Source organism: Phycicoccus duodecadis (genome assembly GCF_002846495.1).
Classification (GTDB): Bacteria; Actinomycetota; Actinomycetes; order Actinomycetales; family Dermatophilaceae; genus Phycicoccus; species Phycicoccus duodecadis.
This window is the reverse complement of sequence record NZ_PJNE01000001.1, coordinates 99,656-121,088: the sequence shown is the minus strand read 5'-3', so window position 1 is coordinate 121,088 and position 21,433 is coordinate 99,656. Positions and strand designations below refer to the sequence as shown.

Annotated in this window: 21 protein-coding genes; 4 read left to right on the top strand and 17 right to left on the bottom strand. The window is 73.6% G+C overall.

Annotated elements, in window-relative coordinates; genetic code table 11:
• Positions 1-27: 27 nt before the first annotated feature.
• Genes arc through ATL31_RS00570 form a run of 3 tightly spaced genes read right to left on the bottom strand, consistent with a single transcriptional unit; the run spans position 28 to position 3,911 of the window.
• Positions 28-1,776 (bottom strand): proteasome ATPase, encoded by a 1,749-nt coding sequence (arc, locus tag ATL31_RS00580; protein WP_101394059.1) that lies wholly within the window; start codon positions 1,774-1,776, stop codon positions 28-30.
• A 22-nt stretch (positions 1,777-1,798) separates the two neighbouring features.
• Positions 1,799-2,782, bottom strand: coding sequence for a tRNA (adenine-N1)-methyltransferase (locus tag ATL31_RS00575; protein ID WP_101394058.1), 984 nt, complete (start codon positions 2,780-2,782; stop codon positions 1,799-1,801).
• Between the two features lie 10 nt (positions 2,783-2,792).
• On the bottom strand, positions 2,793-3,911 hold the full coding sequence (locus ATL31_RS00570; RefSeq protein WP_101394057.1) for a site-2 protease family protein: 1,119 nt from the start codon (positions 3,909-3,911) through the stop codon (positions 2,793-2,795).
• A 77-nt stretch (positions 3,912-3,988) separates the two neighbouring features.
• Here ATL31_RS00570 and metH point away from each other — a divergent pair, with 77 nt between their 5' ends.
• Together metH and ATL31_RS00560 are read left to right on the top strand one after the other, a co-directional pair.
• On the top strand, positions 3,989-7,786 hold the full coding sequence (metH, locus tag ATL31_RS00565; RefSeq protein WP_245861805.1) for a methionine synthase: 3,798 nt from the start codon (positions 3,989-3,991) through the stop codon (positions 7,784-7,786).
• Between the two features lie 72 nt (positions 7,787-7,858).
• A complete protein-coding gene (locus ATL31_RS00560; protein ID WP_101394055.1) occupies positions 7,859-8,704 on the top strand; it encodes a RecB family exonuclease in 846 nt (281 codons plus the stop codon).
• On the opposite strand, the gene ATL31_RS00555 is transcribed toward ATL31_RS00560, so the two are convergent.
• Positions 8,687-9,352, bottom strand: a complete 666-nt coding sequence (locus ATL31_RS00555) for an HAD family hydrolase (protein ID WP_101394054.1) — start codon at positions 9,350-9,352, stop codon at positions 8,687-8,689. The two genes, ATL31_RS00560 and ATL31_RS00555, sit on opposite strands and share 18 nt — an antisense overlap.
• Positions 9,353-9,411: 59 nt before the next feature.
• Here ATL31_RS00555 and ATL31_RS00550 point away from each other — a divergent pair, with 59 nt between their 5' ends.
• Positions 9,412-10,278 (top strand): PAC2 family protein, encoded by an 867-nt coding sequence (locus tag ATL31_RS00550; protein WP_101394053.1) that lies wholly within the window; start codon positions 9,412-9,414, stop codon positions 10,276-10,278.
• Between the two features lie 35 nt (positions 10,279-10,313).
• Here the strand turns inward: ATL31_RS00550 and ATL31_RS00545 are convergent, their stop codons facing one another.
• The 12 genes from ATL31_RS00545 to ATL31_RS00490 all read right to left on the bottom strand — a co-directional run bounded on the left by ATL31_RS00545 (position 10,314) and on the right by ATL31_RS00490 (position 19,474).
• Entirely contained in the window at positions 10,314-10,712 is a 399-nt protein-coding gene (locus ATL31_RS00545) for a hypothetical protein (protein WP_101394052.1), read from the bottom strand.
• Positions 10,713-10,745: 33 nt separating this feature from the next.
• Positions 10,746-11,090, bottom strand: a complete 345-nt coding sequence (locus ATL31_RS00540) for a hypothetical protein (protein WP_211283938.1) — start codon at positions 11,088-11,090, stop codon at positions 10,746-10,748.
• Positions 11,087-12,679 (bottom strand): radical SAM protein, encoded by a 1,593-nt coding sequence (locus tag ATL31_RS00535; protein WP_342749448.1) that lies wholly within the window; start codon positions 12,677-12,679, stop codon positions 11,087-11,089. The genes ATL31_RS00540 and ATL31_RS00535 overlap by 4 nt, the downstream gene beginning before the upstream one ends.
• Entirely contained in the window at positions 12,676-13,476 is an 801-nt protein-coding gene (locus ATL31_RS00530) for a prolipoprotein diacylglyceryl transferase (RefSeq protein WP_101397067.1), read from the bottom strand. Before ATL31_RS00530 ends, ATL31_RS00535 begins: the two co-directional genes overlap by 4 nt.
• 57 nt (positions 13,477-13,533) lie before the next feature.
• The gene (gene mshC, locus ATL31_RS00525) at positions 13,534-14,805 is read right to left on the bottom strand and encodes a cysteine--1-D-myo-inosityl 2-amino-2-deoxy-alpha-D-glucopyranoside ligase (protein WP_101394051.1); all 1,272 of its coding nucleotides are present in this window, start codon (positions 14,803-14,805) and stop codon (positions 13,534-13,536) included.
• 23 nt (positions 14,806-14,828) lie between these two features.
• Entirely contained in the window at positions 14,829-15,629 is an 801-nt protein-coding gene (locus tag ATL31_RS00520) for an SCO1664 family protein (protein WP_101394050.1), read from the bottom strand.
• Positions 15,607-16,116 carry a DUF3090 domain-containing protein gene (locus tag ATL31_RS00515; RefSeq protein WP_101394049.1) on the bottom strand — a complete coding sequence of 170 codons (510 nt, stop codon included), beginning with the start codon at positions 16,114-16,116 and terminating at the stop codon, positions 15,607-15,609. The genes ATL31_RS00520 and ATL31_RS00515 overlap by 23 nt, the downstream gene beginning before the upstream one ends.
• 10 nt (positions 16,117-16,126) lie before the next feature.
• Positions 16,127-16,858 carry an energy-coupling factor ABC transporter ATP-binding protein gene (locus tag ATL31_RS00510; protein ID WP_101394048.1) on the bottom strand — a complete coding sequence of 244 codons (732 nt, stop codon included), beginning with the start codon at positions 16,856-16,858 and terminating at the stop codon, positions 16,127-16,129.
• On the bottom strand, positions 16,855-17,619 hold the full coding sequence (cbiQ, locus tag ATL31_RS00505) for a cobalt ECF transporter T component CbiQ (protein WP_101394047.1): 765 nt from the start codon (positions 17,617-17,619) through the stop codon (positions 16,855-16,857). The genes ATL31_RS00510 and cbiQ overlap by 4 nt, the downstream gene beginning before the upstream one ends.
• Before the next feature lies 1 nt (position 17,620).
• On the bottom strand, positions 17,621-17,962 hold the full coding sequence (locus ATL31_RS00500) for a PDGLE domain-containing protein (RefSeq protein ID WP_101394046.1): 342 nt from the start codon (positions 17,960-17,962) through the stop codon (positions 17,621-17,623).
• The gene (locus tag ATL31_RS00495; protein WP_101397065.1) at positions 17,959-18,648 is read right to left on the bottom strand and encodes an energy-coupling factor ABC transporter permease; all 690 of its coding nucleotides are present in this window, start codon (positions 18,646-18,648) and stop codon (positions 17,959-17,961) included. The genes ATL31_RS00500 and ATL31_RS00495 overlap by 4 nt, the downstream gene beginning before the upstream one ends.
• 133 nt (positions 18,649-18,781) lie before the next feature.
• Positions 18,782-19,474: an MSMEG_4193 family putative phosphomutase gene (locus ATL31_RS00490; protein ID WP_101394045.1), complete on the bottom strand. Its 693-nt coding sequence runs from the start codon at positions 19,472-19,474 to the stop codon at positions 18,782-18,784.
• A gap of 63 nt (positions 19,475-19,537) precedes the next feature.
• On the opposite strand from ATL31_RS00490, the gene corA reads away from it, so the two are divergent.
• The gene (gene corA / locus ATL31_RS00485) at positions 19,538-20,542 is read left to right on the top strand and encodes a magnesium/cobalt transporter CorA (protein WP_101394044.1); all 1,005 of its coding nucleotides are present in this window, start codon (positions 19,538-19,540) and stop codon (positions 20,540-20,542) included.
• Between the two features lie 12 nt (positions 20,543-20,554).
• Here the strand turns inward: corA and ATL31_RS00480 are convergent, their stop codons facing one another.
• Positions 20,555-21,418, bottom strand: a complete 864-nt coding sequence (locus tag ATL31_RS00480) for an undecaprenyl-diphosphate phosphatase (RefSeq protein WP_101394043.1) — start codon at positions 21,416-21,418, stop codon at positions 20,555-20,557.
• Positions 21,419-21,433 lie beyond the last annotated feature (15 nt).

Sequence of the window (21,433 nt, the reverse complement as noted above, 5' to 3'; positions counted from 1 at the left end):
CGGCGGCCGGGAGCTCAGGGGCGGGCGTCAGAGGTACTGGCCGGTGTTGGCGACGGTCGCCACGGACTTGCCGGGCTCGGTGCCCTCCTTGGTCTTGATGAGCGTGCGGATGTACACGATCCGCTCGCCCTTCTTGCCCGAGATGCGCGCCCAGTCGTCGGGGTTGGTCGTGTTCGGCAGGTCCTCGTTCTCACGGAACTCGTCGGTGCACGACTGCAGCAGGTGCTCGACCCGCAGGCCGCGCTGGCCGGTGTCGAGCAGGTCCTTGATCGCCATCTTCTTGGCGCGGTCGACGATGTTCTGGATCATCGCGCCGGAGTTGAAGTCCTTGAAGTACAGGATCTCCTTGTCGCCCCCGGCGTAGGTGACCTCGAGGAAGCGGTTCTCCTCCTCCTCGGTGTACATCCGCAGCACGGTGGCGTCGATCATCGCCTGCACGGCCAGGTCCTCGGAGCCGCCGTTCTGCGCGACGTCGTCGGGGTGCAGCGGCAGGCTCGCGGTGAGGTACTTGGCGAAGATGTCGCGCGCGGCCTCGGCGTCGGGGCGCTCGATCTTGATCTTCACGTCGAGCCGGCCAGGGCGCAGGATCGCGGGGTCGATCATGTCCTCGCGGTTGGAGGCGCCGATGACGATGACGTGCTCGAGCCCCTCGACCCCGTCGATCTCGGCCAGCAGCTGCGGCACGATCGTGGTCTCGACGTCGGAGCTGACGCCCGAGCCGCGGGTGCGGAAGAGCGACTCCATCTCGTCGAAGAACACCACCACGGGGTAGCCCTCGTTGGACTTCTCGCGGGCGCGCTGGAAGATGAGCCGGATGTGGCGCTCGGTCTCGCCGACGTACTTGTTGAGCAGCTCGGGACCCTTGATGTTCAGGAAGTAGGACTTGCCCGGCTCGCGGCCCTCCTTCTCGGCCACCTTGCGGGCCAGCGACGCCGCGACGGCCTTGGCGATCATCGTCTTGCCGCAGCCGGGCGGGCCGTAGAGCAGGACGCCCTTCGGGGGCTTGAGCTGGTGCTCGGTGTAGAGGTCGGGGTGCAGGTACGGCAGCTCGACGGCGTCACGGATGGCCTCGATCTGGCCGCTGAGCCCCCCGATGTCGCTGTAGTCGATGTCGGGCACCTCCTCGAGGACGAGGTCGGCCACCTCGGCCTTGGGGATGCGCTCGTAGACGAACCCCGAGCGCGGCTCGAGCAGCAGGGCGTCGCCGGCTCGCACCTTCTCGCCGGCCAGCGACGCGGCCATCCGGCAGACCCGTTCCTCGTCGGCCTGCGCCACCACGAGCACGCGACCGTCCTCGAGGACCTCCTTGCACATCACGATCTCGCCGACGGTCTCGTAGCCGTGCGCGGCCACGATGTTCATCGCCTCGTTGAGCATCACCTCGCGGCCGGGGGCGAGGGCACCGGGCTCCAGGGACGGGCTGACGGCCACGTGCATCTTGCGGCCGCTGGTGAGGATGTCGGCGGTGCCGTCGTCGAAGAGCTCGATGACGGTGCCGTAGGCCGCCGGCGGCTGGGCCAGCCGGTCGACCTCGGACTTCAGCGTGACGATCTGCTCGCGCGCGTCGCGCAGGGTGCGCACCAGGCGCTCGTTCTGCGCCGACAACGTGGCCGACTGCGAACGGAGGGTCGCCAGGTCGCGCTCGAGGGCGCGCAGCCGCGTCGGGTCGGCCCCGCCACGGGCCCGCACGGCGGCGAGCTCGGACTCGAGGGAGCGGCGCTCGGCCTCGAGCCGCTCGCGGGCGCCCTCCTGCTCACGGGGCTCGTCGGTGCTCATGCTCGACGATAACCCGCGCGGTTCACGATGGCGCGGACGTCCCGGTGACCGAACGACGCACCTTGCGCACCCTCTTGTCCGACGGCACCCGCTCGCCGATGCTCTCGGGCGTCCAGTCGGCCTCGTCGGCCTCCTCGGCCACGACGTACCCGCCGCCCGGGCGGCGCTTGCGCAGTGGGGGCGTGACCCCCGGCGCCAGGCGGCGGGTGGTGATGAGGAAGCCGGTGTGCCCGTGCATCCGGTGCTGCGGCCGCACGGCCAGGCCCTCGAGGTGCCAGCCGCGCACCAGGGACTCCCAGGCCTGCGGCTCGGTGAAGGTGCCGTGGTCGCGCATGGCCTCGGCGACCTTCGACAGCTGGGTGGCGGTGGCGACGTAGCAGATGAGCACGCCGCCGGGCACGAGCGCCTCCGACACGACGTCGAGGCACTCCCAGGGCGCGAGCATGTCGAGGACCACGCGGTCGACCGAGCCGGCCTCGACCGCCCCGGGCAGGGTCTCGACGAGGTCGCCGACGGTGACCGTCCACGCCGGGTGGTCGCCCCCGAAGAACTCGCGGGCGTTGGCGCGGGCGATGTCGGCGAAGTCCTCGCGCCGCTCGAAGGAGTGGACGTGCCCGTCGTCGCCCACGGCGCGCAGCAGCGACATCGACAGCGCGCCCGACCCCACGCCGGCCTCGACGACCCGGGCGCCGGGGAAGACGTCGGCCATCATCACGATCTGCCCGGCGTCCTTGGGGTAGACCACGGCGGCGCCCCGCGGCATCGACATCACCCAGTCCGACAGCAGGGGGCGCAGCGCGAGGTACTGGACCCCGGCGGTGTTCGTGAGGGTGGAGCCGTCGGGCGCGCCGATGAGGTCGTCGTGCGCGAGGTGGCCGCGGTGGGTGTGGAACTGCTTGCCGGCACCGAGCGTGATGGTGTGCAGGCGCCCCTTGGGGTCGGTGAGCTGGACGCGGTCGCCCTCGGTGAAGGGCCCGCGCCGGCGGTCGGCTCCGGTGGCGGTCATGGCGGGGAGTCTAGGACCGCGCCCGGACGCGCCGGGCGGCGGCGTCGACCGTGGCGGCGGACGCGATGCCCCACACCGCCCCGGCCCGGGTGAGCACGACCACGGGGGTGCCGCCGGCGCTCATCGCGAGCAGCACCGGGGCCAGTCCGTCGTCGGGGCCAGCCTCGACGACGTTGCCGTCGGGGATGCGCGCGACCACCGCGCCGATGGGCGTGGAGGGTGCCGCGTCGTCGGCGGCCGAGTGCAGCAGGACCAGCGTCGGCCGCTCGTGCTCGTCGAGGCAGACCACGAGGTCGGGGTGGTCGCGCGCCACCGAGACGGGGGTGTCGCGCGGCAGGACCACGGCGGGCTCGGCGGCCTCGCCGACCCGCACCTGGTCGACGATGCGCTCGACCGGGGCGCGGCGGATGGCGGCCGAGGCGCCGCTCCACAGCACCCAGGCCATGACCAGCGAGACCACCAGGTTGACCAGGTCGGGCCGCTCGCCGTGGGTGAAGGGCAGGACGAGGAACCACAGCACGATCCCGACGGCCACGACCCGGCCCATCCAGCCGGCCACGAGCAGGCCGAGGTCGCGGCGCCGGGTGACGCCCCACACCAGCGACTGCACGGCCGCGCCGCCGTCGAGGGGCAGCCCGGGCAGCAGGTTGAACAGCGCCAGCAGGCCGTTGAGGAACGCGAAGGAGTAGGCGAAGGTGCCGGCGACGCCGGGGAAGGTCGCGGACGCGACGCCTCCGAGGGCCGCGAACGCCCCGTTGACGGCCGGCCCGCTGAGGGCCACGACCGCGGTGCGCCCCGGCGTCGCGGTGGACCCGTCGTACGCGGTGTGCCCGCCCCACACGGTGGCGACGATGCGGTGGACGCGGAAGCCGACGATGCGGGCGACCACGGCGTGACCCACCTCGTGGCCGACGACCGCGACGAAGATGGCCACCACCAGCCAGGCCGCGTAGGCGACCTCGAACCCGCGCCCGTACTCGTCGGCCGACAGCGACCCGCTCGCCGACTGGTAGCCCGTGACGGCGATGAAGACCGCCAGGATGAGCCACGTGCGGTCGAGGTAGATCGGGACACGAGCCACCGAGCCGATCCGCAGCGCACCCCTCGGGGCGGGCGGCGAGGTGGACATGCAAAGACCCTACGCGAGCGCCCACGGCATACTGAGGGCTCCCCCACGCCCGTCCCCGAGAGGACCTGAGCACCTCCGTGACCGCCCAACACCGGCCCGACGCCACCGACACCCTGACCAGCGCACTCCGTGAGCGGGTGCTCGTGCTCGACGGCGCGATGGGCACCATGATCCAGGCGCGGCAGCTGTCCGAGGCCGACTACCGGGGCGAGCGCTTCGCCGACCACCCGAGCGACCTCATGGGCAACAACGACCTGCTCTCGCTCACCCAGCCCGACGTCATCCGCGAGATCCACGAGGCCTACCTCGAGGCGGGCGCCGACCTGGTCGAGACCAACACCTTCAACGCCCAGCGCATCTCGCTGGCCGACTACGGGATGTCCGAGCTCGCCTACGAGATGAACAAGGCGGCCGCCGAGCTGGCCCGGGCGGCGTGCGACTCCGCCACCGCGCGCGACCCCGAGCGGCCCCGCTGGGTGCTCGGCACCCTCGGCCCGACCAACCGCACCGCGTCCATCTCCCCCGACGTCAACGACCCCGCCGCGCGCAACGTGACCTTCGACGAGCTGGTCGAGGCCTACCTCGAGCAGGCGCGCGGGCTGGTCGACGGCGGCAGCGACGTCCTCCTCGTCGAGACCATCTTCGACACCCTCAACGCCAAGGCCGCGATCTTCGCCCTCGAGACCCTCTTCGAGGAGCACGACCGCCGCTGGCCGGTGATGATCTCGGGCACCATCACCGACGCCTCCGGGCGCACCCTGTCGGGGCAGGTCACCGAGGCCTTCTGGTACTCGGTGCGGCACGCCCGGCCGCTGGCGATCGGGCTCAACTGCGCCCTCGGCGCCGGCGAGCTGCGCCCCTACGTGGCCGAGCTGTCGCGGATCGCGGGCTGCTTCGTGTCGGCCCACCCGAACGCGGGCCTGCCCAACGCGTTCGGCGAGTACGACGAGTCCCCCGGGGCGATGGCGGCCGTCGTGGGCGAGTTCGCCACCGCCGGGCTGGTCAACATCGTGGGCGGCTGCTGCGGCACCACCCCCGAGCACATCGCGGCCATCGCGAAGGCGGCCGCCGACGGTGTCCCGCGCGAGCGCCCCACGGTGGCGCCGGCCCTGCGCCTCAGCGGCCTCGAGCCCCTCGTGGTCGACGAGGACAGCCTGTTCCTCAACGTGGGCGAGCGCACCAACATCACCGGGTCGGCCCGCTTCCGCCGCCTCATCCGCGACGAGGACTACCCCACGGCCCTCTCGGTGGCGCGCCAGCAGGTCGAGTCCGGCGCGCAGGTCATCGACGTCAACATGGACGAGGGGATGATCGACGGCGTCGCGGCCATGGACCGCTTCCTGAAGCTGGTCGCCTCCGAGCCCGACATCTGCCGGGTGCCGGTCATGGTCGACTCCAGCAAGTGGGAGGTCATCGAGGCCGGCCTGAAGGTCACCCAGGGCAAGCCGATCATCAACTCGATCTCGATGAAGGAGGGCGAGGAGCAGTTCCTCGACCAGGCCCGGCTGGCCCGCAAGTACGGTGCGGCCGTCGTCGTCATGGCCTTCGACGAGCAGGGGCAGGCCGACAGCCTCGAGCGCCGCAAGGAGATCTGCGAGCGCGCCTACCGGCTGCTGGTCGACCGCGTGGGCTTCCCGGCCGAGGACATCATCTTCGACCCCAACGTCTTCGCGGTGGCCACCGGCATCGACGAGCACGCGACCTACGGCGTCGACTTCATCGAGGCCACCCGCTGGATCTCCCAGAACCTGCCGCACGCGCTGGTCTCGGGCGGGGTCTCGAACGTCTCGTTCAGCTTCCGCGGCAACAACGCGGTGCGCGAGGCCATCCACGCCGTGTTCCTCTACCACGCCATCGGTGCGGGGATGGACATGGGCATCGTCAACGCCGGGGCCCTGGTGCCCTACGACACCCTCGACCCGCGGCTGCGCGAGGCCATCGAGGACGTCATCCTCAACCGTCGCGAGAACCCGGCCGAGGCCACCGAGGCACTGCTCGAGCTGGCCGAGGAGTTCCGCTCCGACGGGCAGCAGGCCGAGGCGGCCACCCAGGAGTGGCGCGGGCTGCCGCTGCGCGAGCGCATCACGCACTCGCTGGTCAAGGGCATCGACGACCACGTGGTCGACGACACCGAGGCGCTGCGCCAGGAGATCGAACAGGCCGGCGGGCGCCCGCTCGAGGTCATCGAGGGCCCGCTGATGGACGGCATGAACGTCGTCGGCGACCTCTTCGGCGCCGGCAAGATGTTCCTCCCGCAGGTCGTGAAGTCGGCGCGGGTCATGAAGAAGGCCGTCGCGCACCTCATCCCGTACATCGAGGCCGAGAAGGACGAGGCGGCCAAGCAGAAGCCCAAGGGCAAGGTCGTCACCGCCACCGTCAAGGGCGACGTGCACGACATCGGCAAGAACATCGTCGGCGTGGTGCTGCAGTGCAACAACTACGACGTCGTCGACCTCGGCGTCATGGTGCCGCTGCAGAAGATCCTCGACACCGCCAAGGCCGAGAAGGCCGACGTCATCGGGCTCTCGGGACTGATCACGCCGAGCCTCGACCAGATGGTGCAGGTGGCGGCCGAGATGGAGCGGCAGGGCTTCACCATCCCGCTGCTGCTCGGCGGCGCCACGACGTCGAAGGCGCACACGGCGGTCAAGGTCGACGGGAAGTACTCCGGGCCCGTGGTGTGGGTCAAGGACGCCTCGCGGTCGGTGCCCGTGGTGAGCCAGTTGCTGTCGGCCACCGCGCGCGACGGCTTCGTCGACGGCGTGCGCGACGAGTACCGGGCGCTGCGCGAGCGGCACGCGGCCAAGTCCGGCGAGCGCCCGCTGGTCCCGCTCGAGCAGGCGCGGGCCAACAAGCCGGCCATCGACTGGGCCGGGTACCGGCCGATGCGCCCCCACCTGCTGGCGGGCCAGGACGGCGACCAGTGGTCCTCGCCCAAGGGCAGCCCCTGGCGCCGGGTGGCGCACCAGAACACCCGCGTCTGGGAGGACTACCCGCTCGCCGACCTGCGCGAGTACATCGACTGGACCCCGTTCTTCCTCGCCTGGGAGATCCGCGGCCGCTACCCCGACGTGCTCAACAACCCCACGACGTCGGAGCAGGCACGCGCGCTCTTCGCCGACGCCCAGGCGATGCTCGACCGCATGGAGCGCGAGCACTGGGTGACCCCGCGCGGCGTGGTGGGGTTCTTCCCCGCGAGCTCGGTCGGCGACGACATCGAGGTCTACACCGACGAGGACCGCGGCACGGTGCTGACCACGCTCCACGGGCTGCGCCAGCAGGGCCAGCACCGCGAGGGCGTCTCGAACAAGTGCCTGTCGGACTTCGTGGCCCCGAAGGAGACCGGGCTGCGCGACTACGTCGGCGCCTTCTCGGTCACCGCCGGTCTGGGCCTCGACGAGCGCCTCCAGGCCTTCCGCGACGAGCTCGACGACTACTCGGCCATCCTGCTCGAGTCGCTGGCCGACCGGCTGGCCGAGGCGTTCGCCGAGCGCCTGCACCAGCGGGTGCGCACCACGCTCTGGGGCTACGCGCCCGACGAGCGGCTCGACATCCCCGGGCTGATCTCCGAGCAGTACCGGGGCATCCGGCCGGCGCCGGGCTACCCCGCGTGCCCCGAGCACACCGAGAAGGAGACGCTGATGGCGCTTCTCGGCGGCGAGGAGCGCACCGGCATCAGGCTCACCGAGTCGATGGCGATGTGGCCGGGAGCGTCGGTGTCGGGCTGGTACTTCGGCCACCCCGACAGCCAGTACTTCGTCGTGGGGCGGCTCGGCCGCGACCAGGTCGAGGACTACGCGGCCCGCAAGGGCTGGGACCTGCGCACGGCCGAGCTCTGGCTGGGCCCGAACCTGGGCTACACCCCCGAGGACTGACCCCGGGCGCGGATGGGCGCCCGGCGGCATGGCGGCGCGGGGCTGTCGGCGTCCCCGCCTACGGTGGCTGCCATGACCCCCGCCCTGTCCCCGAGCCGCGCCGCGGACTTCAAGCAGTGCCCGCTGCTGTTCCGCTTCCGCACGATCGACAAGCTCGAGGGTCCCCCGTCGCCGGCCGCCGCCCGCGGCACCCTGGTCCACGCCGTGCTTGAGCACCTCTTCGAGCTGCCGGCGCCCGAGCGCACCCCCACCGCGGCCCTGTCCCTGCTCGAGCCCCGCTGGCGGGCGCTGGTCGACGAGCGCCCCGAGCTCGCCACCATGATCGACGACGACGAGCAGCTCACCGAGGAGTCGTGGTTCGCCGGCGCCCGCACCCTGGTCGAGCAGTGGTTCGAGCTCGAGGACCCCACCTGCCTCGAGCCCGAGGCCCGCGAGCTGTACGTCGAGACCGAGATCGACGGGCTGACGCTGCGCGGCTACGTCGACCGCCTCGACGTCGCCCCCGACGGCGCGATGCGGGTGGTCGACTACAAGACCGGCCGCTCCCCCAGCGAGCTGTTCGAGGCCAAGGCCCTCTTCCAGATGAAGTTCTACGCCCTGGTGCTGTGGCGCACCCGCGGCGAGGTGCCCCGGATGCTCCAGCTGGTCTACCTCGGCAACGGCGAGGTCGTGCGCTACGTCCCCGACGAGCGCGACCTGCGGGCCGTCGAGCGCAACGTGCGCGCCATCTGGGACGCCGTGGTCCGGGCCGCGGAGACCGGCGACTGGCGTCCGCGCACGTCCAAGCTGTGCGGCTGGTGCGACTTCCAGCAGCTCTGCCCCGAGTTCGGGGGCACCCCGCCGCCGCTGCCCGAGGGCGCGGGCCTCATCGCGCTCGACCCCGCCCGCTCGGGCGCGGCCTCACCCAGCGACGAGTGACGCGGCGATCTCGCCCAGCCGCTGCGGCGTGACGCCGACCAGCCCGTCGGCCTGCACCGCCCCGGCCATCTCGGGGACCGCCACCACGTGCGGCACCGCCAGGGTCGGCACGCCCGCGGCCACGGCCGAGCGGACCCCCGTGGGGCTGTCCTCGATGGCGACGCAGTGCCGCGCGTCGACGCCGAGCAGGCGGGCGGCGGTGGCGTAGGGCTCCGGGTGGGGCTTGCCGTGCTCGACCTCGTCGCCGGTGACCACGACGGTGAAGGTGCCCTCGGGCAGCGCCGAGACCACCGCGTCGGCCAGCGAGCGCCACGACATCGTCACCAGCGCGCTCGGCACGCCCTCGGCCGCGAGGGCGTCGAGCAGCTCGCGGGCGCCCGGGCGCCACGGCACGTGCCCGCGCACCTGGGCGATGACGCGCTCGAGCAGCTCCTCGACGATGCGCTCGGGCTCCCAGGTGACCGGCGAGTGCGCCTGGATGAAGCGGGCCGAGACCAACAGGTCGTTGCCGACGAGCTGGTGCGCGAACTCGTCGGACCAGATGCCGCCGTGCTCCTCGACGATCTGGTGCTCGGCGGCGATCCAGTAGGGCTCGGTGTCGACGAGGGTGCCGTCCATGTCCCAGAGGACGGCCGCGGGGAGGCTCATGGGACACCAGCCTAACGACCCGTAGGGTGGTCTTCTGACCCCGGCGGAGGAGGACGAGCGTGATCGAGCTCGAGGACATCGGCGCCCTGCGCGACCCGGTGATGATCGCTGCCTTCGAGGGCTGGAACGACGCCGGCGAGGCCGCCAGCGCGGTTGTCGAGCACCTCGCCGAGATCTGGGGGGCGGAGGTCGTCGCCGCGCTCGACCCCGAGGACTACTACGACTTCCAGGTCAACCGCCCGCGCGTGGTCACCGAGGGCGGCAAGCGCCGCATCAGCTGGCGCACCACCCGCGTCCTGGTCGCGCGCGACACCTCGCTCGGCCGCGACGTCGTGCTGGTGCAGGGCGTCGAGCCGTCGTTCCGCTGGCGGGCCTTCGCCATCGAGCTGATGGAGCTCGCCGAGTCGGTCGAGGTCTCCACCGTCGTCACCCTGGGCTCGCTCATGGCCGACGTCGCGCATTCGCGCCCCATCCCGGTCACCGCCACCTCCGACAGCGAGGACACCCGCCACCGGCACGGCCTCGAGATGAGCGGCTACGAGGGCCCCACCGGCATCGTGGGCGTGCTGTCCGACGCCGCCACCCAGGTCGGCATCCCGTCGATCTCTTGCTGGGCCGCGGTGCCCCACTACGCAGGCCACTCCCCCTCGCCCAAGGCCACCGCCGCGCTGGTCGGCCGCCTCGAGGAGCTCCTCGACGGTCCCATCGAGCACGGCGACCTCGACGAGGACGCCCGCGCCTGGGAACGCGGCATCAACGAGCTCGCGGCCTCCGACACCGAGGTCGCCGAGTACGTCGAGAGCCTCGAGGAGGCCCAGGACACCGCCGAGCTGCCCGAGGCGAGCGGCGACGCCATCGCCAAGGAGTTCGAGCGGTACCTGCGCCGGCGCGGCACCGACGACCCGGGCCCCACCAGCGCTCCGTAGGCGCGTTCGGGAGCGCGGGTGTCACGGGCGACCGTTCAGGCGTTCAGGCCCCGGAGGATGGCGACGCAGGCGCCGCCCAGCACGATGACCACCAGTGCACCGCCGGCGAGGGCGCCGAGCGTCAGCCAGCGGGTCGCCCTCACGACGAGCCCCGCCACCACCACGGCGACCACCAGCACCCCCGCCACGACCGACAGCACCGTGGACGTCGAGCCGGAGCCGCTGCCCGACAGGGCGGCCACTGCGACCAGCAGGCCGACCAGGAGCGCCGGGACGAGGGGCACACCCACGGCGAACCCGATCCAGAACCGGGCCTTGCGCGACAGCGACGACGGGGTCGCCGCGGTCGTGGGGACGACGGAGCCGGGCGGCTGCGGGCCGTCGGCCTCCGGGTCCGGCGGTCTGGTCCATCCCGGCGGTGGCGGCTGGCTCATGGGACCTCCTGGTCGATGGGGCGCGACTCGGGCTCAGGCATGGGGGCCGCCGGAGACGACGGCGGCCAGGGCGCGGACGGCGAACACGGCCGCGACCGCGGCGAGGAGCACCAGGTAGGCGATGACCAGCCGGGTGTCGCCCAGCTTGCACCGCGACCGCAGCAGCCCGGCCCGGCGCGCCGAGACGTACCCGGCCGCCCCCACACCGGCGAAGACCAGCACGGCGACGGGCCCGAGCAGCCATCCGAGCAGGGCGACGGTGGCCATCACGCACAGCCGCAGCGGGTCCTCCCCGACCCGCGCGGCCCGCTCGACCGACGTCGCGCCGCGGTGCGGCGGGTGCACCTGGCGCGGGTCGGCCGCGGGCCCGTCGGTCATCGGGACACCACGGGGAGCAGGCGCGCGCCGGTGGCCGTCGAGAGCCGGCGGCGCGAGAGGGGGGCCCAGGCCTGCACCGCGCAGAACGGCGCACACTGGTGGCCGCCGGTGTCGTCGTTGACGGTGCCGACGTGCACGCAGCACTGGGTGAGGCGCTCCTCGATCATGGTGTCGATGTCCATGAACGGCTTGACCGTGACCCGCAGCACCCGCTCCCCCAGCAGCCGGCGCAGGCTCTCGTGGCGCCCGGGCAGTCGCGACGACGCCAGGGTGGCCAGCGTGCCCAGCCCGAGGTCGCACGCGGTGCACAGGTCGCGCCAGATGTCGGCCATGCTCGGGTGCGAGAGCGAGGACTGCTCCGAGAGCAGGTCCAGCAGCGAGGACTTCACGACCGCGCGCAGCTCGCGGGGCAGGCCGTCGTCGGCGATCCGGTTCGCGAGGAGGTCGGGCTCCAGGTCGAGCCACTGCTTGAGCCGGTCGTGCCCGATCACCGACACCAGCGACACCCAGGTGTCGGAGTCGTCGCGCAGCAGGTAGCCGACCGAGCAGCAGTGCGGGTGCGAGCACGGCAGCGCCGTCAGGTCGCGCCAGGTCACCCGGCCGCCGGTCTGGCCCTCGAGCCGCGCCAGCACGCCGGTGTGCGTCAGCCGGTCCATCGGGTCGATGCCCGACGAGCGCCCCGACCCGAACACGGGCTGGATGCTGACGCCGCCCACGTACGGCGTGCGCATGGCCCGGTCGACGACGGCGCCGATCTCGTGGTCGTTGACCCCGAGCGTGGCGGTCATCGTCAGCGTCGTGAAGACGCCTGCGGCCGAGAGCCGCTCGAGGGCCCGGTCCTTGACGCGGCGCAGGTCGCCGCCGCGGTGGTGGGCCGACGCCCGCGCCGACTCCCCGTCGTACTGCAGGTACACCTCGACCCGCTCGCGGTGCCGGCGCAGCAGCTCGAGCAGCGCGTCGTCGTCCGCGATCCGCAGCCCGTTGGTGTTCACCAGGACCCGCACGACCGGGCGCCGCGTCACCGCGTCGAGCAGCTCGGCCAGCCACGGATAGAGCGTGGGCTCGCCTCCGCTGAGCATCAGCACGTCGATCCGGCCGCCCTCGCGCTCGAGCCGGGCGTCGACCGAGGCCAGCACCTCCTCGAGCGGCGCGACCGAGGCGAGCGCCGGGGCGGAGGCGGCGAAGCACGTGGGGCACTTGAGGTTGCAGTGGTCGAGCAGGTCCTCGAGCAGGATGCAGGTGTGCTGGGTCTGCATCTCGGGGAGCCCGTCGGCGTAGGCGGCCGGCACCGGCGCGAAGTTGCCCACCCGGTCGGGCACGTGCACCTTGGTCGGGGCCGTCCACTCCTCGAGGTAGGAGAGGATCTCCGGCGACTCGTCGTACATCGTGCGGACCAGGCCGTGCCGGGCGCAGCCGCGCTCGAGCCAGATGCGGCCGCCCCGCTCGACGAGCCAGCCCGAGAGCCGCACGACCTCCGCCAGCGGCCGGTCGGGGTCCTCCTCGTGGCACAGCGGGCAGAACGCGTTGACGTAGCGGTGGATCCGGTCGCCGCGCAGCGGCATGCCGGCGCCCGGGGTCGCCCGGCTCACGTGGCCGCCCCCGCCCCCACGGTGGGCGGGACCGGCCGTCGGTCGAACACCCCGGCGTAGGCGCCGGCGCGCCACTGCAGCCCGATGCGGAGCAGGACGAGCGGGACCGTGACGGCGAGGAACAGCTGCGGGCGGGTCAGGCCGTGCCAGACCACCTCGTTGCCGCGCACCAGCTCGACGACGAACCGGATCACCCCGTACGCCGCGACCCACCAGACGAACAGCTCACCGGCCGGTACCGGGCGGTGCCGCAGCCATCCCCACAACAGCGCGAACACCACCAGGTGGAAGACGATCTCGTAGGCGAAGGAGGGATGCAGGGCCGCGCCGGGGGCCACCCCCAGCCGCGCCGAGGCCGCGTCGTCGAGGCGGATCCCCCACGGCAGCGTCGTGGGCGTCCCGGGCCGTTCGGTGAGCAGGCACCCCACCCGGCCCACCGCCATCCCGAGGGCGACCGCCGGCGCGAAGAGGTCCCCGGTGCGCAGCCGGTAGCCGCTGACCCGCTTGGCGACGTGGACCCCGAGCCAGGCCCCCACCAGGCCGCCCAGGATGCTGCGGTTACCGTAGGCCCACTGCTCGACGAGCGAGGCGTTGGCGCGCAGGTCGAGGTGCTGGAGCCAGGTCCCGAGCCGCATGAACAGGGCGCCGCCCACCAGGGCCCCGGTGACCACGGCGTAGAGGCGCTCGTCGGTGTGACCCCGCCGGCGCGCCTCCACCACGAAGACGACCGCCGCGGCCAGCGCGCCCAGCGCCACGAACAGGTCGTGGGTCGGGAAGGGCCCCAGCGTCGGCAGCATGGCGGTCAGCATGCCAGCCGCCGGGCCTCGGTGTGAGGACGAGCCGGTGGGCGCGCCTCAGAGACGGATGCCGAGCAGGGCGTCGAGGGTGCGGGCCAGGACGCCCGGCGCCCCGGTCTCGAACCCGTTGCCCGGGCCCTCCCCCGCCAGCGTGCGCTCGCACCAGGCGTCGACCGCCTCGAGCGCCCGCGGCGTGGCGAGGTCGTCGGCCACGGCGGCCCGGACGGCCGCGACGGTCTCGGTGGCGTCGGCCCCGCCGTTGCCCGAGAGCGCCGCCCGCCAGCGGTCGAGGCGCGCCTGGGCCGTGGCCAGCAGGTCGTCGGTGTACTCCCAGTCGGTGCGGTAGTGCTGGGCCAGCAGCACGAGCCGGATCGCCATCGGGTCGACGCCGTCGGCGCGCAGCCGCGACACCAGCACGAGGTTGCCGCGCGACTTGCTCATCTTCTCGCCGTCGAGGCCGACCATCGCCTGGTGGACGTAGAGCCGCGCGAACGTCGGGTCGCCGGTCAGCGCGACCGACTGCACCGCGCTCATCTCGTGGTGCGGGAACACCAGGTCGGTGCCCCCGCCCTGGATGTCGAGCGGGTGACCGAGGTGCTCGAGGGCGATGGCGGTGCACTCGATGTGCCAGCCGGGGCGGCCGTCGCCGAGCACGTCGTCGGCCCAGGAGGGCTCGCCGGCCCGCGCCCCGCGCCACAGCAGCGGGTCGAAGCGGCCGCGCTTGCCGGGCCGGTCGGGGTCGCCCCCGCGCTCGGCGAACACGGCGTCCATCTGCTCCGGGCTCCAGTGCGACACCTGGCCGAACGACGGGGCGTGGCCCAGGTCGAGGTAGACGTCGTCGCCCCCGGCGCCGCCCTCGCCCTCGGGGACCGGCAGCCGGTAGGCCGCGCCGCTCTCGAGGAGCCGGCGTACCGCGGCGGTGATCTCGTCCATCGACTCGACGACCCCGCGGAAGACGTCCGGCGGGATGACGGCCAGCGCCGTCATGTCCTCGCGGAAGAGGTCGATCTCCGCGGTGGCGAGCTCACGCCAGTCGCGGCCGTCGCGCGCGGCCCGCTCGAGGAGCGGGTCGTCGACATCGGTGACGTTCTGCACGTACTCGACCCGGTGCCCGCCGTCGCGCAGGGCCCGGACGACGAGGTCGAAGGTCACGTAGGTGGCCGCGTGCCCGAGGTGGGTGGCGTCGTAGGGCGTGATGCCGCAGACGTAGAGGCGGGCGACGTCACCGGCCTCGACGGCCCGGACCTGCCCGGACGCGGTGTCGTGCAGCCGGAGCGGCTCTGCGTGACCGGGGACGGCGGGGACGGACGGCATGGGCCACGACTTCACGGGCCGAGCCTACGGTGCGTCGGTCACAGGGCGGGCCACGGGATGGCCGGCCAGCCCCCGCGTGGTGAGGGATGGACGCGGTGGCGCAGCAGCCGGGCCACCCGGCGGCGCAGTGCCTCGACCTCGTCGATGGTCAGCAACGGGCTCAGCGCCTCGTCGAGCGCGCCCCCCAGGGCGTCCTGGAGCCGCTCCAGCCGGGCCACGTCGGCGTCCGCCAGCTCCTCGCCGGCCCAGCCCCAGAGCACGGTGCGCAGCTTGGGCTCGACGCTGAGGCTGACGCCGTGGTCGCACCCGCGCACGAGGTCGCCGTCGCGCAGCACGTGGCTGCCCTTGCGGTCGGAGTTGTTGAGCGCGGCGTCGAGCACCGCCACCGTACGCAGGGCCGCGTCGGGGCTGTGCGCCACGACCACCGGTTCGCCCAGGCTCGACTCGCCTTCGAGGACGACCAGCCAGCCTTCGGGCACCTCCACCGGCTCGAGGACGTCGACCAGCGGCTCCGCCTCGCCGTCGACGGCACCGACCCAGAGCTGCACCGACCCGGGCCCCAGGGGGCCGGAACGGATCACCGTCGGCGGCACGACGTCGAAGCCGCCCGCCTCGCTGATGAGGTACGCCGCCCGCTCGCGCGCCACGAGGGTGCCGTCGGGGTAGTCCCACAGCCGGCGCTCGGTGGCCTCGGGCTTGTGGATGACCAGCACCTCGTCGGCGGGGTCGCCGACGAAGCACAGCAGCGCGCCGTTGGAGGAGCCCGAGATCCGGCCGACGGGGGTCAGGGCGCCCCGGGTCAGGAGCTCCTCGAGCTCAGCGCCGGTACCCGTTGGCACGCGGGCAGATGTGGCCGGAGGGGTCCAGGGGCTGGCCGCAGAACGGGCAGGCCGGGCGGCCCGCCGAGATGACCTTGGCACAGCGCCGCGCGAAGGCCCGGGCCGCGGCCGCGGGGAGCACCACGCGCAGGGTCTGCAGCACGCCCTCGCCGACCTCCTCGGGGTCCTGGTCGTGGCACTCGATGACCAGCACGGACCGCTCGAGGTCCCAGGCCAGGCTGAGGGTGTCGACCCGGAACTCGTCCTCGATGGGGGTGGTCAGCGGGTCGGTGTCGCCGTCGCCGACCGGCTCGGTGGCGGTGCCCTCGGCGTGCGCGTCGAGCAGGTCGTTGACGCGGTCGGCGAGCACGCTGACCTGCATCTTCTCGAGCGAGACCGAGACCACCCGGCCGGCTCCGCTGGCCTGGAGGAAGAAGGTGCGCCCGCCGGGCGGGCCGACGGTGCCGGCGACGAAGCGCTCGGGCGGGTCGAAGACGGAGGCAGGCATGGCACCCACCCTAGATCGAGAAGCCGACCGGGAGCTCCAGGCGGTGGCGGGCCATCAGGTCGGCGTCCGCGAGCAGCTCGCGGGTGACGCCATCGGCCACCACGGTGCCCTCGCTGAGCACGACCGCCCGGGGGCAGAGCTCGACCGCGTAGGGCAGGTCGTGGGTGACCATGAGGATGGTCACGTCGAGGCCGCGCAGGATGTCGGCCAGCTCGCGGCGCGAGGCCGGGTCGAGGTTCGAGCTGGGCTCGTCGAGGACCAGGATCTGGGGCCGCATCGCCAGCACGGTGGCGATGGCGACCCGGCGTCGCTGCCCGAACGACAGGTGGTGCGGCGCCCGGTCGGCGAGGTCGGCGACCCCGACCGCCCGGAGGGCCTCGACGACCCGGGCGTCGAGCTCGGCGCCGCGCAGCCCCAGGTTGGCCGGGCCGAACGCGACGTCGTCGCGCACCGTGGGCATGAAGAGCTGGTCGTCGGGGTCCTGGAAGACGATGCCGACCCGCCGCCGGATCTCGAGCAGGTTCTCGTCGGTGACCGGCATCCCCGAGACCAGGACGCTGCCGTGGCCGGGGGTCAGCACGCCGTTGAGGTGCAGCACCAAGGTCGTCTTGCCGGCGCCGTTCGGGCCCAGCAGGGCCACCCGCTCGCCCGGGTGCACGTGCAGGTCGACCCCGAAGAGGGCCTGGTGCCCGCCCGGGTAGGCGTACGCGACGCCGCGCAGGTCGAGGACGGGGGTGGTCACGCGGCCATCCTCGCCCCCACCGACGCCACGACCGCCACCAGGGCCGGCAGCAGGGCCAGCGCCCAGGTACCGGGGGCGGCGGCCAGCGGGTCGGTGACCGGCATCCGGCCCGCCCAGCCCCGGCTGACCATGGCGAGGTGCACGCGCTCCCCCCGCTCGTAGCTGCGGATGAACAGGGCCCCGGTGCCGGCGGCCAGCACCGGCCACGAGCGCACCGAGCGGGCGCTGAACCCGCGCGACAACCGGGCCACGCGCATCCGGCGGAGCTGGTCACCGACGACGTCGACGTAGCGCACCATGAACGACGCGATGAGCACCAGCGGGTCGGGCACCTTGAGGTGCTGCATGGCCCGGACGAGGTCACGCGGGCGGGTCGTGACCGCGAAGGCGATGGCCGCGACGACGCCGGTGGTGCCCTTCAGCAGCAGGGCCAGCGCCGCGGTGAGCCCGGTCTGCGAGACCGTGAGCGGGCCGATGTCGACCCGTGGCCCCACCGCCACGAAGGGCAGGACCAGCGCGAAGACCGCGAACGGGGTCTCGACGGCCAGGCGCGGCAGGACGTGGCGGGGCGCGACGCGCGCGGAGACCAGGACGGCGACCGCGACCAGCAGGAGCGCCCCCAGCGCCGCGTGGGCCTCGTTGGGGACGCTGACGACCGCCAGGACGAAGGCGACGAGGCCGACGAGCTTGGCGTGCGCCGGCACCCGGTGCAGCGGGCTGGCACCCTCGACGTGCAGGTGCGAGCCGTGGCCGGAGCCCACCTCAGCCGCGCCGACGGCCGAGGCGGCGCAGCAGGAGCACGAGGCCGCCCATCACCACGGCGACGACGACCAGCCCGACGACTCCGGCGAGGCCGCCGGACAGGAACCCGTTCGGGACGCCGTCGACCCCGTAGCCGGCCAGGGGCGACCCCGCGGCGGCCGACTCGCGGGCCGCGCCGGCGAAGCCGAGGCTGTGCGCGACGTGCTGCAGCCCGTCGGGGTGACGCGAGGCGAAGGAGGAGACGACGCCGGCGATGACGAGGCAGACGGCCGCCCCGACCAGCACGAGCCGGCGGGTGCTGACCCGCGGCCGGGGCGCGTCGGGCCTGACGTCGGCGTTCACGCCACCGGCTCCGGCGTCCGCAGCTGCAGGGCGGGCATCCGGCCGCGGGCGGCGTGCACCAGGTCGGGGCGGGCCGCCACGATGCTCGAGACCGCCAGGAAGGTGATGAGCGCCTCGCCCACGCCGATGAGGAGGTGCCAGCCGAGCATCGTGGCGACGAGCGGCCCCAGCGGGATGGGCGCCACCCCGCCGACGGCGAACAGGCCGGTGAAGACCAGGGCCGCGGCGGGGACGCTGACGAACGAGCTGGCGGCCGCCGCGAGGGGCACGCTCGACATCCGCCGCGGCAGCACGGCCAGCACGGCGCGGGCGACGCCGTAGCCGACCCACACGGCGACGACGCCCATCAGCACCACGTTCGTGCCCAGCGCCGTCACCCCGCCGTCGGCGAAGAGGAAGGCCTGCACGGCCAGCACCACGGTGAGGCACAGCGTGGCCGTCGCCGGGCCGACCAGCACCGCGGCCAGCGCGGCCCCGATCAGGTGCCCCGAGGTGCCGGCGCCGACCGGGAAGTTGACCATCTGCGCGGCGAAGACGAAGACCGCGACGAGGCCGGCCAGGGGCGCGGTGCGCTCGTCGAGCTCGCGGCGGGAGGCGCGCACCAGTGACGCCGCGACCACCCCGCCGGCCACGACCATCGTGGCCACGGAGGTCGGCGCGTCGAGGAACCCGTCGGGTACGTGCATGCTCGCCTCCATCCGTCCTGCCGCCCGGCCCGGGGGCCGGGGTCGCCGCCGCGCACCGCGACACCTACGGGAGCGACTATTGCACATCCTTCGCAACAAGCGGCCGGCGGCCCCGGCCCACGGGTGCGAGGGCTCAGCCTTCGCCGCCGCCGACGGTCGAGTCGCCCGCGGCGTGCGCCGTCGGGACGGCGACCAGTGGTGCCAGGTCCCCCTCGACGGTGTTGCTGGCCAGCAGCACCATGCGCGTCGGCGTGATGTGCACGGCGGTGACGGTGCCCGGGTCGACGCGCACCCGCTGCAGCCCCGCCACCCCGGCGCCCACCGCCTCGGCCACGACGGCCTTGATGGGGTCGCCGTGGCTCACGGCGACCCAGACCGCCGCTGCGCCGTGCTCGGCCTCGACCTCGGCGTCGAGCGCCCGCAGGCCGGCGACCACCCGGTCGGCCATCTGGCCCAGGGACTCGGCCGCGTAGTCGGGCGACGGCGGGAAGGTGGCGGCCCCGGGGTCGTCCTGGATGGTGCGCCACAGCGGGTCTTTGGCCGCCTCGGAGAGCGCGCGCCCGGTCCAGGCGCCGTAGTGGCACTCGCCGATGCGCTCGTCGGTCACGGCCTCGAGGCCGGGCAGCGCGACGGCCACCGTCTCGCGGCAGCGCTGCAGCGGGCTCGACACCGCGCGGACGACCGAGAGGGGCGCCAGGCGGCCCGCGACCCGCTCGGCCTGGGTGCGGCCGGTGTCGGTGAGCCCGACGCCCTCGGACCAGCCGGCGAGCACCCCCGCGGCGTTGGCGGTGGAGTGCCCGTGCCGCAGGAGCAGGACGATGGCCACGAGAGGACATCGTAGGGGCGGGTCGTGAGCGCGCCGACGCCGGCGTCACCCACAATGGCCAGCGTGATCGTCGACCGCGCCATCTACGAGGACGGGCACCGCCGCCGCTGCGGCGACCTGTCCGACGAGCTCGCGGGCCTGCGGGCCTCGAGCGACCTCACCGGCTTCCTCTGGATCGGGCTCAAGGACCCCACCCAGGAGGAGTTCGACGAGGTCAACACCGAGCTGGCGCTGCATCCCCTCGCCGTCGAGGACGCGGTCAACGGCCGCCAGCGCACCAAGGTCGAGCTCTACGACGACACCGTGTTCGTGGTGCTGAAGCCCCTGCGCTACATCGACCGCACCTCCGACATCGAGACCGGTGAGGTGATGGTCTTCGTCGGCGACCGGTTCGTCGTCACGGTCCGCCGGGGCGAGCTGACCCCCCTCACCGGCATCCGCAAGGAGCTCGAGGCCGATCCCGAGGCGCTGCGGCTGGGCCCCCTCGCCGTCCTGCACCGCGTGCTCGACCGGGTCGTCGACGGCTACGTCGAGATCGACGCCGAGGTGGCCCGCGACCTGGAGGAGATCGAGACGGCGGTCTTCTCCGGCGACCACACCAACACCGCCACCATCTACCGGCTCAAGCGCGAGGTCCTGGAGTTCAAGCGGGCCGCCTCGCCGCTGGAGGAGCCGCTGCGGATGCTGCACTTCTCGCCCCGCTCCCCGGTCCCCGAGGGCGAGGTCCGGCTGCGGCTGCGCGACGTCAGCGACCACCTGCACGGGGTCATCGAGCACATCGAGTCGTACGACCGGCTGCTCACCGACGTCCTCGGCGCGCACCTGGCCCAGGTCACGGTGCAGCAGAACAACGACATGCGCCGCATCTCGGCGTGGGTGGCCATCGCGGCGGTCCCCACGATGATCGCCGGCATCTACGGGATGAACTTCGACAACATGCCCGAGCTGAGCGCCAGCGTGGCGGTCGGCGGCGGCCAGTTCGAGTACGGCTACTTCGTGGTGCTGGCCGTGATGGCCGCCGCCTGCCTGGCGATGTACCGCGCCTTCAAGCGCAGCGGCTGGCTCTGACCCACCGGGGCCTCAGGTGGCGCTGACCCAGCCCGCGGCGAGGGCCACGACCAGCAGCACGCCCAGGGCCACCCGGTACCAGACGAAGGGGCGCAGCGAGTTGGTGGCGACGAACCGCAGCAGCCACGCGATGGAGGCGTAGGCCGTCACGAAGGCGACGAGGATGCCGACCAGCATCTGCCCGACGCCCAGCGCCCCGAGGTCGTGGCGGGCGTCGACCAGCTCGAACAGGCCCGCCGCGGTCAGGGCCGGGATGGCCATGAAGAACGACAGCCGGGTGGCGGTGACGCGGTCGATGCCGCGCAGCAGCCCGGCCGAGATGGTGGCGCCCGAGCGCGACACCCCGGGGATGAGGCTGAAGCACTGCACCAGCCCGATGACCAGGCCGTCGACGACGGTGACCTGGCCCTCGCCCCGCTGGGTCCCCTGCTTCACCAGCACGTCGTGGCGCTGCTCGGCGACCCAGATGACCGCGCTCCACAGCACCAGCGCCCCGGCGACGACCCAGAGGCTGCGCAGCGGCCCCGAGATCACGTCCTTGAGCAGGAACCCGACGATGCCCACCGGGATGGACCCGACGATGACGGCCCACGCCAGCCGGTAGTCGTGCTCCTGGCGCGCGGTCGGGGTCGTGAGCCCGCGGAACCAGGCGACCGCCAGCCGCGCGATGGTGCGCGCGAAGTAGATGAAGGTGGCCGCGATGGCGCCGATCTGGATGATGGCGGTGTAGGCCGTGACGGCCGGCGCCTGCACCGGCAGCCCGAGCAGCTGCTCGGCGATGGTGAGGTGGCCGGTGGACGAGATCGGCAGGAACTCGGTGAGCCCCTCGACGATCCCGAGGATCACGGCTTGGACGTAGGAGAGCTCGACGGGCACGCGCCGAGCCTAGAG